Annotated in this window: 15 protein-coding genes; all 15 read right to left on the bottom strand. The window is 65.1% G+C overall.

Annotated features, from left to right (window positions below):
* Positions 1-15: 15 nt before the first annotated feature.
* A complete protein-coding gene (locus tag ASF90_RS02085; RefSeq protein WP_055845235.1) occupies positions 16-798 on the bottom strand; it encodes a DUF1295 domain-containing protein in 783 nt (260 codons plus the stop codon).
* Complete coding sequence (locus ASF90_RS02080) at positions 795-1,340, bottom strand: DUF2878 domain-containing protein (protein ID WP_055845233.1); 546 nt, start codon at positions 1,338-1,340, stop codon at positions 795-797. The genes ASF90_RS02085 and ASF90_RS02080 overlap by 4 nt, the downstream gene beginning before the upstream one ends.
* A 3-nt stretch (positions 1,341-1,343) precedes the next feature.
* A complete protein-coding gene (locus ASF90_RS02075; RefSeq protein WP_055845230.1) occupies positions 1,344-2,630 on the bottom strand; it encodes a cyclopropane-fatty-acyl-phospholipid synthase family protein in 1,287 nt (428 codons plus the stop codon).
* Positions 2,627-3,511 carry a DUF1365 domain-containing protein gene (locus tag ASF90_RS02070; RefSeq protein ID WP_055846227.1) on the bottom strand — a complete coding sequence of 295 codons (885 nt, stop codon included), beginning with the start codon at positions 3,509-3,511 and terminating at the stop codon, positions 2,627-2,629. Before ASF90_RS02070 ends, ASF90_RS02075 begins: the two co-directional genes overlap by 4 nt.
* Positions 3,511-4,761 carry an FAD-dependent oxidoreductase gene (locus ASF90_RS02065; protein WP_055845228.1) on the bottom strand — a complete coding sequence of 417 codons (1,251 nt, stop codon included), beginning with the start codon at positions 4,759-4,761 and terminating at the stop codon, positions 3,511-3,513. Before ASF90_RS02065 ends, ASF90_RS02070 begins: the two co-directional genes overlap by 1 nt.
* Positions 4,758-5,753, bottom strand: coding sequence for an acyl-CoA desaturase (locus tag ASF90_RS02060; protein WP_082473372.1), 996 nt, complete (start codon positions 5,751-5,753; stop codon positions 4,758-4,760). The genes ASF90_RS02065 and ASF90_RS02060 overlap by 4 nt, the downstream gene beginning before the upstream one ends.
* A gap of 339 nt (positions 5,754-6,092) precedes the next feature.
* Positions 6,093-6,929 (bottom strand): anti-sigma factor, encoded by an 837-nt coding sequence (locus ASF90_RS02055; protein ID WP_055845225.1) that lies wholly within the window; start codon positions 6,927-6,929, stop codon positions 6,093-6,095.
* Positions 6,926-7,489, bottom strand: a complete 564-nt coding sequence (locus tag ASF90_RS02050; protein ID WP_055845222.1) for a sigma-70 family RNA polymerase sigma factor — start codon at positions 7,487-7,489, stop codon at positions 6,926-6,928. The genes ASF90_RS02055 and ASF90_RS02050 overlap by 4 nt, the downstream gene beginning before the upstream one ends.
* A gap of 58 nt (positions 7,490-7,547) precedes the next feature.
* Positions 7,548-7,913 carry a hypothetical protein gene (locus tag ASF90_RS02045; RefSeq protein WP_055845219.1) on the bottom strand — a complete coding sequence of 122 codons (366 nt, stop codon included), beginning with the start codon at positions 7,911-7,913 and terminating at the stop codon, positions 7,548-7,550.
* An 85-nt stretch (positions 7,914-7,998) separates the two neighbouring features.
* Positions 7,999-8,787 (bottom strand): hypothetical protein, encoded by a 789-nt coding sequence (locus ASF90_RS02040; protein WP_055845216.1) that lies wholly within the window; start codon positions 8,785-8,787, stop codon positions 7,999-8,001.
* 340 nt (positions 8,788-9,127) lie between these two features.
* Positions 9,128-9,547 (bottom strand): Rnf electron transport complex subunit RnfB, encoded by a 420-nt coding sequence (gene rnfB / locus ASF90_RS02035; protein ID WP_055845213.1) that lies wholly within the window; start codon positions 9,545-9,547, stop codon positions 9,128-9,130.
* Positions 9,548-9,553: 6 nt separating this feature from the next.
* Positions 9,554-10,144, bottom strand: coding sequence for an HAD family hydrolase (locus tag ASF90_RS02030; RefSeq protein WP_055845211.1), 591 nt, complete (start codon positions 10,142-10,144; stop codon positions 9,554-9,556).
* 455 nt (positions 10,145-10,599) lie between these two features.
* On the bottom strand, positions 10,600-12,690 hold the full coding sequence (gene metG / locus ASF90_RS02025; protein ID WP_055845209.1) for a methionine--tRNA ligase: 2,091 nt from the start codon (positions 12,688-12,690) through the stop codon (positions 10,600-10,602).
* Positions 12,691-12,948: 258 nt separating this feature from the next.
* Positions 12,949-13,398, bottom strand: a complete 450-nt coding sequence (locus tag ASF90_RS02020; RefSeq protein WP_055845208.1) for a DUF2147 domain-containing protein — start codon at positions 13,396-13,398, stop codon at positions 12,949-12,951.
* Between the two features lie 395 nt (positions 13,399-13,793).
* The gene (locus tag ASF90_RS02015) at positions 13,794-17,384 is read right to left on the bottom strand and encodes an ABC transporter permease subunit (RefSeq protein ID WP_055845206.1); all 3,591 of its coding nucleotides are present in this window, start codon (positions 17,382-17,384) and stop codon (positions 13,794-13,796) included.
* Positions 17,385-17,387: the final 3 nt, after the last annotated feature.

Here is a 17,387-nt window from a genome sequence, read left to right as displayed (position 1 = left end):
AACTCTCCAGGCAACTCAGGACGAAGGGGGAAGCGGGAAAAACGCACTGGTGGTGCGCTGGTACTGCGCGTAATCCTCACCACGCGAGCGCAGGGCCTGCTGCTCGGTGTAGGGAATACCGGTGAAGCGATACAAAAACACGAACATCACTACCGGCCCGAGCGCGCACAGCGCCACCGGCCAAGGCCCTGCGCCGACCGCCAAAGCCAGATAGGCGAACCAGTGCACGAACTCGAAGAAATAATTGGGGTGGCGCGAATACCGCCACAGCCCGGTGCGACAGGTCTTGCCGCGATTGGCCGGGTCGGCCTTGTGTGCAGACAACTGCCGGTCAGCCAGTGCCTCGCCGCCGACCGCAATCAACCACACCACGATCGCCAAGGTGCTCCACACGCTCCATGCCGGGTTCGGGTTGCTGGCCGCAGCCAGGAACGGCACCGCAAACAGCACCACCACCACCGCCTGGGCCAGGAAGAAGCCGAGGAACTTGCGCTGGTCGCCGTTCCAATGCTCACGTAGCGCGCGATAACGGCCGTCTTCGTGCGGGTCGCCGAACACGCGCACGCCCAGATGCCAGGCCAGACGCGCGCCCCATAGACCGCCAAGCACCGCCACCAACACGCGTGGTAGCAGCGCACCGTCGGACATCCACGCGCAATACGGCGCAGCTACCGCCAGGCAGGCGGCCCACAACACGTCGACCGGGCCGGCATTGCCGCTGCGGCGCTGCCAGAGCCAGCCCAGCACCATCACCCCACTTGCGAATACGCCCACATGCAGCAGCGGCCACACAGTCATTGCAGTTCTCCGGTCTTATGGTGCGGCAATGGTCGCGCCAGACGCCGTGCATACAGCGACAACACGCCGCAGGCCACGCCCCAACCGATGCCGACCGCGAGGACCGCATGCAGCAACGGTGGCGCCAGTTCCACCGCATGCCAGCTGCGTTGCGCCAGCCAGTACGAGAACGGGCCGAAGATGGCGCCCAGCAACACCGCCAGCCAGGGGCGTTGCATCACGCTGCGCAGCGAATGATTGAGCGTGAGCGCAAAGCCCAGCCACAGCGCCAGAATCCACGGTGGGGCCAGCACGCTGCCAGGCCAGGGCGCGGCATAACGCACCCAGCCCCCGGCCGCCAGCGTGGTGTCCAGCAGCAAGCCCAGCGCCAATGCCGCGATCAATAACGGCACGTCGCCCACCGCGCGTCGCGAAGGCCACAGTTGGTACAGCGCAAACAGCGCCAGTACCAGCAGCGTCGGCCATACGCGCGCATGCGCGGCGGCGGCCACTGCCACCACCCAGAGCACCTGCAAGCCGAGATAGTTGCCGAGCTGCTTCATACGTCACGCAAGGCCGGGCACGAACTGCGGCGGGCGCGCACCGGGCTTACTCAGCCACAGGTGTACGTCGCCGATCGAACGCTCCAGAAAGCCGGCTTCGCAATACGCCAGATAAAATTCCCACATGCGGAGAAAGCGTTCGTCGTAGCCTAGTGCGCGTACCTGCGGCAGCTGCGCCATGAAGCGCTGCCGCCAGGCGCGCAGCGTCAACGCATAGCTGGGGCCGATATCTTCCAGATGGAACAGGCGCAGATCGCTGGCCCGCGCCACCGCGCCGGTCATCGCCGCGACCGACGGAATGAAGCTGCCAGGAAAGATATGCCGCTTGATGAAATCCACCGAATGCAGCGCCTGCTTGTAACGGTGATCTTCGATGGTGATGGCTTGGATCAGCGCCTCGCCATCGTCGGCAAGCAGGCTGCCGACCTTGGCGAAGTAGGTGTCCAGATACTGGTGGCCGATCGCCTCGATCATCTCGATCGAGACCACGCGATCGAAGCGGCCTTGTAGATCGCGGTAGTCGCTCAGCAACACCGTGACCCGGTCGCTCAATCCGGCATCGGCGATACGCTGCGTCGCCAGATCGAACTGCTCGCGCGAGATGGTGGTGGTGGTGACCCGGCAACCGTGTTCGCGCGCCGCATGCAGTGCAAAACCGCCCCAGCCGGTACCGATTTCGACCACGTGGTGTTGCGGCCCCAGACGCAATTTCTGACAGATGCGCTCGAGCTTGCGCGTGGCCGCACGTTCCAGCGCCGCTTCGCCCTGCGCTTCCTCGCCATCGACGAAGATCGCCGACGAGTACATCAGGTTGTCATCCAGAAACAGCTTGAACAGCGGGTTGCCCAGGTCGTAATGCGCGGCGATGTTGCGTCGGCTGCCATTGCGGGTATTGCGGGCGAATGCATGCAGGCTGCGCATCGCCCAGCCACCCAGGCGCGCGGTGCCGGTTTCCATTGCGTCCAGCCGGTCGCGATTGCGCAGCAGCAGGCGCATCAGGCCGACTAGATCGTCGCACTGCCACTGCCCATCCATGTACGACTCGCCCGCACCGACGCTACCGTTGAGTGCGGCCTGTCGATAAAAGTCCGGGTCGATGACGCGCAACTGCATCTGCAGCGCGTGCGCTCCGCTGGCATTGCCTAGCGTGGTCACCGCGTCGCCTTCGTGCAGCTGCAGCTGCCCGTCGCGCAGTTCGCCCAAGGTGGCCAGCAGGCGCTTGCGCAGCAGGCGGTCCGTCCAGGAAGCCGCGCGTGGCGCAGCAGTATCGGGCAGGGACGTGGCGTTCATCGGGGATCTCGCACAGGCGGATGGGGGTGATCGTGGACGGGGTTACCGCGCAGCCACAGGCGCAAGGCCTGCCAGTGGATGGCGAGCACCACCTGCACGGTCATCAAGGGATAGGCGAGCAAGGTGCGCGCCAACGTGCGTGCGGTCAGCGGCTGACGTTGCAAGACCAGCGTGGCATCGAAGCGGCGCGTGCCGCTGTTGTCGATTGCGCCGGCAGCGTCGTCGTCATTGGCGTCCAGCACATCCATGTGCACGCGCAGCTGCGCATCCGGCACGCTGAAGCGCCAATCGTAACGGTGCTGCATGCCCATGAACGGCGATACGTGGAAGCGTTTGTCGAACCGCCATGCGTGCACATCGCGATGTGTGCGTGCCTGCGCGACCGGCAGCACATAGGTGTGACGTTGCTGCCAGGGTGTATTGGTGATTTCCGCCACGATCCAGCGCAAACCGTCGTACCGATCGAAGCAGTAATAAAAGCTCACCGGATTGAACACATGGCCGAAGTAGCGCAGATGCGTCAGCAGCCGGATGGCGCCGTCCGGGCGCTCGCCGGTCTGCGCCTGCACGCAATCACGCACTGCCTGATCCAGCGGAACGTTGGGGTCGCCCAGATAATCGCTGCGACGGAACTGCGCCAGATTGGCGCGGCCTACCGACCACAGCCAGCGATGGGCGAACACCTGATCCAGTTCGGACAGGTCCAGATACATCAAAAACAGGCGGTAACGGAAATCCAGCGGTTTGGGCGCGAAGCGGCGATGCCGCACCCATCCGGTGTAGATCGCGCTGCGCAAGCCGCCGGCCACGCTGCCGGTGCCGCTGTCCTCACCGGGAGGCAGCGGCACGGCGTCGGTGCTGGCTTCGCGCAGCAGCTGCATCACCAGGTCACTCCCAGGCCGTGGGCCACGTCCACACCGCTGCGCAGGCCGTCTTCGTGGAAGCCGAAGCCCCACGCGGCACCGGCAAACCAGGTGTGGTGGCGGCCCTGGATCTCCGCCTTGCGCTCCTGCGCCGCCAGCGCGGCAGCGTTCTGCACCGGGTGGCGATAGCGCATGCGCCGCAGCACCTTGGCCGGGTCGATGTCATGGTCGCGATTGAGGCTGACGATCAAGGGCTGCGGCGCATCGATCGACTGCAGCGCGTTCATCCAATAACTCACCGTGCAGGGCGCCTGCGGGTCGGCCGGCACATGTGCATTCCACGCTGCCCAGGCGCGCTTGTCGCGCGGCAACACGCGGGCATCGGTGTGCAGTACGGTGTCGTTGTCCTGGTAGGTGATGCCGCCCAGGATCTCTCGCTCGGCCGGGGTGGCATCGCTCAGCAATCCCAGCGCATCGTCGGCATGGCAGGCCAGCACGACCTCGTCGAAGTACTCTTCGCCGCGCAGCGAGGCGAGCATGACGCCGTCGGGCGTGCGCCGGATCGCATGCACCGGCGTGGACAGGCGCTCCAGCACCTGCCAGCGCCGACGCAATGCACGGATATAGCTGTTGGACCCGCCGCGCACCACCTGCCATTGCGGCCGGCCGCTGATCTGCAGCATGTGGTGGTTGGCCATGAAGCCGATCAGCTGGCCCATCGGAAATTCAAGAATGGTCTGCGACGGCGAGGACCACAGCGCCGACGCCATCGGCACCAGGTGCTGGTCGCGAAACGCTGCCGAGTAACCATGCCGTTGCAGATACGCGCCCAGCGTGCTGAAACGCTCGTCGCTGTGCAGCACGGCCGGCGCCTGCCGATAAAAACGCCGCAGGTCCGCCAGCATGCGCCAGAAGCGCGGGCTGAGCAGATTGCGCCGCTGGCAAAACAACCCATCCAGACTGCCGGCGTTGTATTCCAGCCCGCTGCCTGCATCGTGCACCGAAAAACTCATCGTGGTCGGCTGCGATGCCACGTCCAGCTCGGCAAACATGCGGGTCAGCAACGGATAGTGCTGCGGGTTGAACACGATGAAGCCGCTGTCCACCGCATAGCGCTGGCCGTCCAGCTGGATGTCGTGCGTGTGGGTGTGGCCGCCGAGATAATCGGCCGCCTCGAACAGGGAAACCTCATAGCGACGCGACAACAGCCACGCTGCGCCCAGGCCGGCGATTCCACTGCCGACCACGGCAATCCTGCCCTCGCTCATCGCGCCACCCGTTGCGCGCGGCGGGTGAGCATTGCCGGCATCGGCTTGAGATCCCACACCAACCCCACCCACGACATCGCCTTGAGGCCGTACCAGGTGACGTCGTACTCCCACCAGCGCATGCCTTGCCGCGCCGAACCGGGGAAGAAATGATGGTTGTTGTGCCAACCTTCGCCGAAGGTGATCAGCGCCAGCAGCCAGTTGTTGCGGCTGTCGTCGCGCGTCTCGAACCGCCGGCTGCCGAAGCGGTGTGCCAGCGAATTGATGGTGAAAGTGGCATGGAACAGCGCCACGGTGGACAGCACGAATCCCCATACCAGCAGCTGCGGGCCGTTGGTGTGCAACGCGGGCGCAGCGTCGGCCAGCCAGTCGCCAAGCAGATACAGGCCAAGCGCGAGCAGCACCGGCATCACGATGTCGAAGCGGTCGATAAAACGCAGCTCGCCGAAACGGCGCAGGTCCGGGATCACCTCCCAATCGGTGCGGAAGTTGCGCGGGGTCAGGAACCAACCGGTGTGGCTCCACCAGAACCCGTGCTGGGCCGGCGAATGCGGGTCGCGGCCGGTGTCGGTATGCCGGTGGTGGTTGCGGTGATGCGCCGCCCACCACAGCGGCCCTCGCTGCACGCACGTTGCACCGATGGCGGCAAACACGAACTGCAACACGCGCGAGGTCTTGAACGCGCGATGAGAAAAATAGCGGTGATAGAAGCCGGTGAGCGCGAACATGCGCAGCGCGTACAGCGCCAGTGCGAGGGCGACCGCAAACCACGATGCGCCCACCCAGATCACCGACAGGCAGGCCACATGCAGCGCGATGAAGGGCAGGGCGCGCAGCCAGTCGATACGATCGGCGCGCGCCTCGTCCAATGGCTCATCGGTTTGCGAATCTACCCAGCGACGCAGGCTACCGATGCGCGATGCAACCCAGCCACGACGTGTGGGCGAGGGTTGAGGCGTTGCGGCGCGGGGGTCGAGTCCAGTGCTCGGCACGCGTGGTTCTCCGTAGGTTATCGACACCCTTTACGCAAGCTGCCGGCAAACAGATGCACCAGGTCGCTTGATCGTCGCATGCAAGGACAGGATTGGCGCGTTTGCGCAGCGCAATGACGCAACCGCGCACCCGGATGTGTGCGCTCAGTATCACTGACGCTGATGAGGTGGCTTGTGAAGTTGCTTGCGTGGGCGGCGCAGGCGAGCGTGCAGGAGCAGCGCTACGCAGGCGTGCTCATCCCGGACGGATGGCACGCATTGGCAGTGAGGAGAGGTGGCCCTCTCAAGCACCTGCTGCGCCGCGTCTTGCGGCCGCGCAGCAGGTGCTCATGCGCCCGATCAGGGCGCCATTGCCAGCGTGCTGATGCCGCCCTTGGCAACCACCGTGCCGGTGGCCACGCCACCCGGTGCACCGCCCGGCGGTTCCAGCGTCACCGCCAGAATCGCCTCGTTGCTGAGCATGGGCATCAGCTGATCCGGGATCTGCGCGCGACGCGCACGCTGATCGTCGAAGATGCCCATCGAATGCGCCTTGCCGTCCGGCGTGATCAGCCACAGCTCGGGTACCTTGTCGGCCGTGGCGGTGCGATCCAGCGGCGTCACCGTGATGGTGTGCTTGTCGGCATCCATCAGCGCCACATAGCCTGGACGCCCGTCTTCGGTGGCCAGCGTGGAGGTCATTGCAATGCCGGTGGCCGGCGGTGTGGTGGCCACCGGCGGGGTGACCGGGGTCTGTACCACCGGCGTATCGCCAACAGGCGGTACCGGTGCCGGCGGCGTGCGCAGGTTCAACAACGCGAGCACGCACACCGCAGCGGTCGCCAGACCGCCAGCGCTGGCCCAACGCCACACGCGCACGTTGTTCCACAATGGCGCGGCCGGCTTGCCGGTGGTGGCTGCAGGCGCGGCCGATGTCACCGCAAGGAGCGGCGTGTCGAAGCCAAGCGTCTGGCGCACCTGCGCCCACACTTGATCAGGCGGGGTCACGGCGGAGATTTCTTCCAGCAACGGGGCCAGAAGATCCTGCCACTGCAGCACCGCCTGGGCGAACTGGCCGTCGGTCGCAATGCGTTGTTCTGCCGCCAGACGTTCTTCTGCGCTCAGCAGGCCGAGCACGTACTCGCCGGCCAACACGTCGCGCGGCGGTTCCTGGTCGATGGGAAAGGGCGTGCTCATCGTTCCAGACATGCCTTGAGTTTGGCCAGGCCGCGACGGATCCAGCTTTTAATCGTGCCGATCGGTGTGTCGGTGCGCGCGGCAAGCTCTTCGTAGGTGATGCCTTCGAAGAACGCGGTGCGAATCAGTTCGCTACGCGGCGGTTCGAGTTCGGCCAGGCAGTGGTCGATGCGACGACGCGTGCTGGCGCGCTCGGTGCGTTCCAGCGGAGACGCATCGCCATCGCGCAGTTCGCCGGCATCGTCCAGCGCCACGTTGCGGCGCTGTGGCGCGTTGGCACGCAGATGATCGATCGCCTTGTTGCGCGCGATCATCGCCAGCCAGGTCAGCCCGCGGGCACGGCTGGGATCGAACTGACCGGCCTTGTGCCAGATCAGCGTGAACACGTCCTGCAGCACCTCTTCGGCCTCGGCACGTTGCGGGATCATGCGCAGGCAGACCCCGAACAGCTTGGGCGAGGTCTGCCGGTACAGCGCTTCGAAGGCATGCCGGTCGCCGCCCGCAGTTGCGGTCAGCAGGCGTCCGGTTTCATCGTCGTCCTGGCCAGGAATGGCACTCATGCGATCGGGCGTTGGGTAAGGTGGGGGCGATGCTACCGGACTGTGCAGGCGCTGTCTGTCACTTGCGCAGCCACAGCAGCACGGCGGCGAGCAGCAACAGGATCTCGACACCGGCAAGCGCGACGGTTGGTGCGGAAACCGGCCACAAGCGCGACAGCGAGACGCTGCGGAACAGCACGATGGGGACGTAGAACGCCAGCGCGACCAGCAGCCCGGTGCGCGGTTGATTGATCCAGGCGAAGTAACCGAACAGGAACGCCATGCCCAACTGCAGGCCGCCATAGATGACCAGATACTCCGATTGCCCGGCCGGCGACAGCTGGGTATAGCCAACCGCGTTTGCGGTCTTGGCCGGCGACAGCGTGCACCAGATCGCCAGGACGACGTAGAGCACTGCGTTGAGCCAGAGATAAGCTTTTGCCATGGAGGTGCTCCTGTACGGGGAATGGGTGCCCGGGCCGTTGTACGCAACGGCGCGTGGTCGAACGTGAAGATGGCGCGGGCCTGGCTCACGACGCGTTGCAGCTCTTGGTCAGCGGCTGCTCGCGTGCCTGGCGCAGGTCGTCCGCGCTGGCAGCACGCGCAGCGGTGTCCGCAAACACGATGCGCACGCGCGGGTAGCGCCCTTGCGCATCGCGCAGATTGCCCACGCCGCGGAACTCGAGCAGGCGTTTGTTGGCGATGGAGTAACGCACCTCCAGCGATGGCACTGCTGCGCCATACCAGGCATCGAGCGAAATGCGGAAGCGTCGTTGGCCGGCGCTGTCGTCGAGACGTTCGACCCGGAACGCCAACTGCCGTTGCAGGCTGGGCAGCACGAAGTCCACCCGTTGCGATGCGCTGGCCAGTGCATCCCAGTGGCTGCGCAGATAGGCATCGAAACCGGCATCGATCACACGCTCGTCCTTGCCGGCCGGTAATGCCGTGCTGCGTTCGGGTTTACCGGGCTGTTGCTGGAACATCTCGCGCGCGCCGCCGCGCGTGCGCACGCCTTCGCGGTAGCCATCGCGCCCATCGATCAGGCTGAAGTCGGGCGAGCTGCTGCCGCCATCGACCTGTTTGCGTGCGAACGGTTGCCCATTCGGGCAGCGGTACAGCACTAGCCGCCCGCCACCGTCGAGCAGCCAGTGCGATTCGCGGTAGCGCAGGGCGCCCTTGTCGGCATCGAAGACGTCGCCATCCACCCGCGTGACCGCCACCGCGTTGAGCGGCACGCTGCCCAGCACCAGCAGCAACAATGGCGGAATCGGCCGGCAGCGGAGTGCCAGCGCAGCAACGACAGCAGCAAATGGGCGCATCGGCCGATTCCTCGATGGGAGTGCCTACTCATACGGGCGCCGCCGCAGCATGGATGCGCCGGCGGCGTCAGGACGTTCCTGACGGAATGTAGGACGCGGTCGCGCGGGCTGGTGGTTTGGGCGGTGCCGCGATGCCGGGCGTTGCGCGTGGAACCTGCCTGCGATCACGCCGCAAGATCGCGCCATTCTTGCGGCGTGCATTCGGGTAACTGGCACACCGCGGCACGCGTGTCATCGGTTGGGCGCTTGCGCGCGGCAGCCGCAGAACCACCTGCGACAGTTGTGGCATCCAGCGACGGCCGTGCTGGGCTGGCGGCGCAGCGGCTCGCGCTTGCGGCGCCTAGCCGATGGCGTGCAGCTCGATGCAATCCACCGGGCACGCCGGCAGGCACAGCTCGCAGCCGGTGCACAACGGCGCGATCACCGTATGCATGTGTTTGGCCCCGCCGACGATCGCATCCACCGGACAGGCCTGGATGCATTTGGTGCAGCCGATGCAATCGGCCTCCACGATCCAGGCGACTTGTTGTGGTTTGTGCGCGCCGCGGCTGCGATCGAACGGGCGTGCCGGTACCTCCAACACCTGCGCCAGGGCCCGCGCGCCCGCATCGCCGCCGGGTGGGCAGTGGTCGACACCGGCGTGCCCATCGGCCATGGCCTGCGCATAGGGGCGGCAGCCGTCGTAGCCGCATTGACCGCATTGGGTCTGCGGCAGCAGGCGGTCGAGCCGTTCGACCAACGTGGGCGCGGTGTCGGGCATGCGCGCTCAGTGCACCGGATTGCCGCGATACCAGCGCTGGTGCGCCAGTGCCAGCATCGGCGTGTCTTCGCGGCTGTCGCCGTAGGCATGCACGCATGCGTACTGCGACAGATCGTAGCGTGCGCGAATCTGCGCGGCTTTGTGCGGGCCGCAATCGCCGTCGGCATAGCGCCCGCTCAGGCGGCCGTCGCTGTGCTCCAGCCGATTGCAGATCAGCGACAGCCCGTGCTGGGTGCACCACGGCTGCAGATACAGATCCACCGACGCCGACACCAGTACCACCTCGTGCCCTTGCGCCTGATGCCAGTCGATGCGCTGCATCATCTCTGCACGCAGGACGCCCGGCAGCGCGCTGCGCGCGTAGTCCACGCCGTGTGCGGCCATCTCATCCAGCGTGCGGCCGCTGAAGACAATGCGGGTCACACGTGCACGCAACGCCGCAGCGGACACCAGGCCCAGCCGATAACCCAGCACCCACGGACCGACCTGCCACTTTGCCGACGCCAACTGCGCGGGCGCCGCGACCTTGCGCAGAAAGCGCGCATAGGTATCGCAGGTGGTGATGGTGTGGTCGAAGTCGAACAGGGCCAGGTGCATGGGGGCTGGGATTGGGGAGTTGGGATTCGGGATGGGGTGAGGGCGCGGTGACTGGTTGCTCTCCTCTCCCGCATGCGGGGGAGGTGCTACTCCAGCGTTGATCTATCTGCCTTCTCCCGCATGCGGGAAAGGGGCTGCTCCATCGCTGATCTAACTCCTTCTCCCGCGCGCGGGAGAAGGTGCCCCGCAGGGGCGGATGAGGGGACGGACGGAGCCACGTGCAAGTGCAACGGTACCAGGGCTTCGCCACGGACCCTCATCCCAACCTCTCTCCCGGCGGGAGAGGGGCTGCTCCAGCGTTGATCTAACACCTTCTCCGGCGTGCGGGAGAAGGTGCCCCGCAGGGGCGGATGAGGGGACGCGCCAAGCACTCGTGTCAGGTCTCCCTCAACAATCGGTTCTGGCTTCTACTGATCCCGAATCCCGAATGCGAATCCAGACTCCCCACTCCCGCTTCACCTGACAGGCATGCCTGGTTGCGCGCCGCTATCGGCATCCAGCAGCGCCAGCGCGCCGCCGTCGAAGCCGGCCGACAGGATCATGCCTTCGCTGATGCCGAAACGCATCTTGCGCGGGGCCAGGTTGGCAATGAACACCACGCTGCGGCCGACCAGTGTTTCCGGTTCGCCGTAGCTTCCGCGAATGCCCGAAAAGATCTGCCGCTTGCCCAACTCGCCGGCATCCAGCTCGAAGCGCAGCAGCTTGTCCGAGCCTTCCACGAACTCGCACACCAGCACCTTGCCGATGCGCAGATCGAGCTTGGCGAAATCGTCAATGCCAATAAGCCCTGGATTCGAGACGGAGGCGGGGGGATTGGCCGGCGTAGTTGCTTTTGCATCGGTCTTGGCCACCGTTGCATTGCTGGCGTTGGTCGCAGCCGGAGCCGCAGCTGCGGCCATGGTGTCTTTTGAAGCGTCGGTCATGGCGTCGATCTGTTTGGGGTCGATACGGGTGAACAGGGCGGTGTAGGGCTGGATCGTGTGCGCCGTGAGCGGGCGCTGCACATCGTCCCAACTGGTCATGGGCGCCGACAAAAAAGCCTCGGCTTCGGCACAGGTGCGCGGCAGGATCGGCTTGAGTCCGGCGACCAGGATGCGGAACAGGTTCAGGCCCTGCGTGCAGACCGATTGCAGCTGCGCATCGGCGCCGTCCTGCTTGGCGATCACCCACGGCTTGGTGTCGTCGATGTACTTGTTGGCCTCGTCGGCCAGCGCCATGGTCTGGCGGATCGCGCTGGCTGCATCGTTGCGCTCATACGCCTCGCGGATCGGCGCCAACGCGGCGACGAAGCGGTCGTACTGCGCCGGATCGGGCAGCGCGTCGGCCAGCTTGCCGTCGAAGCGCTTACCGATGAAGCCGGCACAGCGGCTGGCCAGGTTGACGAATTTGCCGACCAGATCGGCATTCACCCGTGCGATGAAATCGCCCAGGTTGAGGTCCAGATCGTCCACGCCGCCCGAGGATTTGGCCGCGAAGTAATAGCGCAGCGCCTCTGGCTCCAGGCCGACATCCAGGAAGGTCCGCGCCATCACGAAAGTGCCGCGCGACTTGGACATCTTGGCGCCGTCCACGGTCAGATAGCCGTTGACGTGCAGGCGCGTGGGTGAGCGGTGGCCGGTGCCGTGCAGCACCGCCGGCCAGAACAGGCCGTGGAAATTGACGATGTCCTTGCCGATGAAGTGATGCAGCTCGGTCTGCGTGCCGGCCACCAGATGCGCCTCGAAGTCTTCGCCCATCTGTGCGCACAGCGTCTTGAAGCTGCACAGGTAGCCGATCGGCGCATCCAGCCACACATAGAAATACTTGCCCGGCTGGCCGGGAATCTGGAAGCCGAAATACGGCGCATCGCGCGAGATGTCCCACGCGCGTAGGCCGCCTTCGGCATCCAGCCATTCCTTGAGCTTGGCCTTGACGCCCGGCAACGCCACATCGCCGGCCAGCCACTCACGCAGGAAGCCATCGAAATGGCCCACCTCGAAGAAGAAATGCTCCGAATCGCGTAGCTCCGGCGTGGCGCCGGAGATCACCGATTTGGGCTCCTTCAGCTCGGTTGGCGCGTAGGTGGCGCCGCACACTTCGCAGTTGTCGCCGTACTGATCAGCGCTGCCGCAGTTGGGGCAGATCCCCTTGATGTAGCGGTCCGGCAGGAACATGCCCTTGGCCGGGTCGTAGAACTGCGCCACCGAGCGCCGGCTGATATGGCCGGCTGCTTCCAGCTTGTTGTAGAACGCTTCGGTGAGCTCGCGATTGACCGGCGAATTGGTCGAATCGTAATGATCGAAGGTCACCCCGAACGCGGCGAAATCGCGCTCATGGCTGGCCTGGATGTTGGCGATGAAGGCTTCCGGGGTGACGCCGGCCTTCTCGGCCGCGAGCATGATCGGCGTGCCGTGGGTGTCGTCGGCGCAGACGAACCAGGTCTTGTCGCCGCGCAACCGGCGCGCGCGCACCCAGATATCGGCCTGGATGTAACCGACCAGGTGGCCAAGATGCAGCGGACCGTTGGCATACGGGAGAGCGGTGGTGACAAGTGCGGTGCGGGTCATGGCAGGCGTGATGCGGGGGACACGCGATTATCGCACTAGTCGAGAGCCGGGATTGGGGCATGGAGATTGGGGATTCGTCAAAGCAGGATCAGGTCGCCTGATTTTCCGGGCGCGCGGCGATAGCCGTCTTTGAGGCACCAACTGCCGATGATCCGACCCAACAGGGCTCTAGCCTCCAGAGATGCATCGACGCACAAAAAAGGCGCCCTCACGGGCGCCTGCTCTTGCGAATCCCTAATCCCGATTCCCCAATCCCGGCTACTCACGCACCCAGGTCTGCGTACGGCCCAGCGCTTCGATGCCGACGTAGCCGCGCATCTGCAGCTTCTTGCCGCCTTCGGTCAGGGTGATCTTGGCCTTGTAGGTCTTGCCCTTGGCCGGGTCCAGCACCGAGCCGCCACCCCATACGGCGGTGCCGTCGGCCTTGAGGCCCCACAGGATGGTCATGCCCTTGATCGGCTTGCCTTTCAGCGCGCCGTCGCACTTGTCGCACATCGGATTGGGGCCATTGTTGGACTGCAGGATCTCGACCACCTTACCGCTCAGCGTGCCGTTGGCGGCCTGTTCGATCTGCACCACCGACTTGGGCTTGCCGGTCTCGTCGTCGATGGTCTTCCAGCGACCCACCGGCGAATCGGATGCCTGGGCCAGCAGCGAAGCGGCCGCCAGCGGCAGGGCCACCATCAGGGTCTTGAAGGTCTTGCGCATGATTCCCCTCCCAGGGATTGCTGTGGCCGCCGTCGGCGGCCTGATGGCGAATGTATACCGTGGGGTATGGTGGCGGAAAGCCGCACTGCGGGATGCGTTCATGCCGCGCGGCTGCGGTGCCGTCGCCGCGCCGCTCCACTGAGAACGCCGGCTACGCAGGCTGACCGCTTGCGCGCCGGCGCCGAGTCGGCAAATCCCGTCGTGCGATGCGCGTTGTCCGAGATCCGGGAGCACGGGCGAACGCAGTCCGTTCGATGTGGCTGAGTCGACGATGCGCGCAGGGCGCGTCGTCAGGTCGGCCGTCGCGGAATCATTCGGCTCGCTTGCAGTCGTTGGCTGTACTCGTCGCCGGTCCTGGCCGAGCAGCGAGCATCGGCCAGTGACCGCGATTGCCGCTATTGCAGCGACACCCGCTTGCGATTGTCGTCCGGCACCCGGTCGATCAGCTTGTTGTCGGGATCGAAGCCGGCTTCGATGGGCAGGGCGTCGACGGTCAGGGTGAAGCTGGGCGTGGCGCTGGTGACGTGCTGCCGCTGCAGCGCCAGTACCGGCGCCTGCGCGTTCTTGCCCGCGGGCAGACCGTAGATCCCGACTTCGATCCAGTCGTCCATCGGCACCGCATGCTCCTTGCCGCGGCCATCGGCCTGCAACTTGGTCGCCTGCGCCTGCACGGTCACATCGAAGCGTCCATCCGGGCGCTTGCGGGCCTGTGCGCTAACCACACGGTTGTCGTAGAAGGTGATCTTTTCGAACAAGTCGGTGATCATTCCCTGCTGGTCCGGGCGGGCCTCGGCACGAATCGCCTGCAGCAGCTCGGCCGAGGTGGTGTAAGGCGGTTGCTGAAATGCCTTGGCCTGCAGGAAACGCTGCAACGCGCGATTGAGCGCCTGCTCGCCGAGTTCTTCGCGCAGGCGGTAGAACGCCAGCGACCCCTTGCGGTAGTGGATGTATTGCTGGTTCTCCACCCGGTACAACGGAAGTTCCTCGACGATCTCGCCGCCGCGGCCCTCCAGATAGCGGTCCAGTTCGTACTTGAGGAAGCGGCGCATGTGCGCACGCCCGTACTCGCGCTCCATCACCATCAGCGCCGAGTACTGCGCCAGCGATTCGGACAGCATCGTGGCGCCCTGCACATTCGCACCGATCACCTGATGCGCCCACCACTGGTGCGCCACTTCATGCGCGGTGACGTAGAACACGTAGTCGATGTCGTCCTTGTCGCGCAGGTCGGCGATGAAACCGACCGATTCGGAATAAGGAATGGTATTGGCGAACGACTGCGCAAACCCCGCATAGCCCGGAAACTCGATGATGCGCACCTGGTGATGCTGGTACGGGGTGAAATTGGCCTCGTCATAGGCCAGCGATTTCTGCACGCTCTCGATCATGCGTTGCACGTTGTACGGGTGCTTGGGGTCGTAATAGATCTCGATCGGAATCTTTTTGTAGTAGGCCTTGCGCACCTGCCAGCGCGCCGACAGGTAGGCATAGAAGTTCAGCATCGGGCGATCCATTACATAGCGGAAGCAGCGCCTGCCAGCCTGCTGGAACTCCCTCTGCAGATAGCCCGGCGCCAGCGCAATCTGGTCCGGTGCGGTGCAGATGGTGCTGGCGAAGCTGAGCCAGTCGGCATCGTTGCTGACGTAGGTGTTGGCGCGTGCGGCCTGGTCTTCCAATTTAGGCATGCGCGTGGGCTCACCCAGACCACGCTTGCGGCGATCATTGCGGTCGGTGATCTCGGTTTGGCTGTTGTAGCCGAACCAGGGCAATACCTGACTATTGAAGAAGCTGCCGTTGGCGACCAGATCGGTCTGTGCCTGCCCGGCGGTAATGCCATGCGGGTGCTGGTCCACGCGGAAGCGGAACACGCGCTCTTGGCCTGGTTGCAGCGGGCGTTGCAACCGGTAGATGCGGTAGCCGGCCGCACGATCGTGGGTGATCAGCGTCTGCCCGCCCAGATCCACGTTGACCAGGCTGCGGTCGCCAGTGCGTCCCTGCATGCCGATATGCACTTCGCTGATCGGCGCGCGATGGGAATTGCGCACGGTCCAGGTGGCATCGATCACCACCGATTGCGTTTCCGGATGCAGGTCGACATGGTTATCCACGGCAACGATGCGCGGCTGCGGCAGGTCCCTGTACTTGCTGTAGTCACGCTCGTAGCGCGCTTGCAGGTCTAGCTGCTGCTCCGGCGACAGGAAACTGTTGTAGACGTTGGTGTTCCAGTACAGCCAGCCGCCGATCGCTGCAAAGCCAAGCAGGCTGACCGCCAATGCCACGCCGGTCGCGCCGCGCAAGCGCTGCAATGCCAGGCGCATCCGCTGACGCAGTCCATGGCCGACGCCGCGCGGCCACAACGCCGAAGACAGAAGCAACAAGGCCAGCAGGAACACGCCCCAATAGCCTTGAAACCACAACTGCCCGGGCAGGAAATGGCCGAAGCCATTCATGTCCGAATACGGAGCGTTGGGCCAGCCTCCGAAGTTGTACAGATTCTGTGTGTAATCGAGCAGCGACAACGCCGATTGCCCGATCAATACCAGCATCAGCAATGCGTAGCCGACGAACTTGTTGTTGCTCAGTACCTGCAGCACCAGGGCCATGCCGCCCATCAGCACATACAGCACCGAGCCAAGCGCCAGGGTCTTGAGATACAGCAGCGGCTCGATCGTGGTGTAGCCGCGGCCAAGTTGCAGCGCGATCGAGGTCAACGCGCCGGCGAGCTGGAAGCTGGCGATCACTGCCAGCAAGGCCACAAACTTGCCAAGCAGGGGAACCCAGTCCGGCACCGGCATGGCATCGGTGATGCCGTCGATGCGGTTGCTGCGTTCTTTCCACACCAGTTCGCCGGCATAGAACAGCACCACGATGATCAGCAGAAAGCTGTAGCTGTTCTGCAGTGCTTGCAGCATCAACGAGGTGACCGGCAGCACGGCGGTACCGTACATGCGCGCATTGAACAGTGCGGTCGGGATGAAGTTGGCCAGGCCCAGGATCAGCAGCACCACGAACGGCGCGCTGCGCAGCACGCCGAGCGTATCGAAACGGATCTGGCGCAGCAGTTGTTGAAAAGCGGTGCTAGCCGCGAAGGCGGGTGTCACGGCGAGGCGGGTGGTGGTGACGCGCACGCTGGCTGCCTGTGCGCTGGTGGATGCAGCAGGCGCCGCGCCGCGTCGACGACGCGTGCCGCTGCGTTCGGTGCGGAACAGTGCGAAGGTCGCAGTGAACAACAGCCCGCTCATACCCAGCCATAGGGCGCGATTGGCGAGCAGGTAACCGGTCAACGGAGGAAGCTGCAAGTTGCGTTGTTCGGCCGACCAATAGCGCAATGTCTGCGACAGTGCGCGGATGCCGAGGGGGTCGGCCAGGGTCGCGATCCAGACGTTGTCCAAATCGGCCAGCAGCGCACGGCTCACGCCATACAACACGAAAAACACGATGACGCCGATGTAGACCCACAGGATGCTGCGCGTGGTCACCGCCAGCACCGACAGCAACGCGGTGGTGAATAGCAGGTTGGGCAGTATCAGCACCAGCAGCGACCACAGGTATGGCAACAGCGCGACTGGCCCCAGCCGCGCCTGGTCAATCCACGGCATGAACTGCGCCACGAACATGCCCAGCGCGATCACCAGATACATCACCGTGCCGGCGATCAGTGCCGCACCGATACGGCCGACCAGGTAATCGCGGCGGCGCACCGGTGTGGAAAACACCAGCTCCGCAGTGCCCATCTCAAAATCGCGCAGCAACGCGTTGCTGACGAACAAGGCAGCCACCAGCAGACCGAGCAGACTGAAGATCGCCAGTACGCTGGCAATGACGGTCGGCGCGTTGCGCAGCACATTGCCGATGCCACCACCAATCTGCACGGCATCGCTGGAGAGTGCGGCGAAGGCCAGCAATGCGTATAACGCGGCCAGCAACCACAAAAAGGGCGAGCGCAGTTGTTCGCGCAGCTCGAAGCGCAGGAACGCCAGGATCATCGC

Source organism: Xanthomonas sp. Leaf148, assembly GCF_001423585.1.
Lineage (GTDB): Bacteria > Pseudomonadota > Gammaproteobacteria > Xanthomonadales > Xanthomonadaceae > Xanthomonas.
Note: the sequence above shows the minus strand (reverse complement) of the source record. Positions and strands in the feature narration are given on the sequence as shown.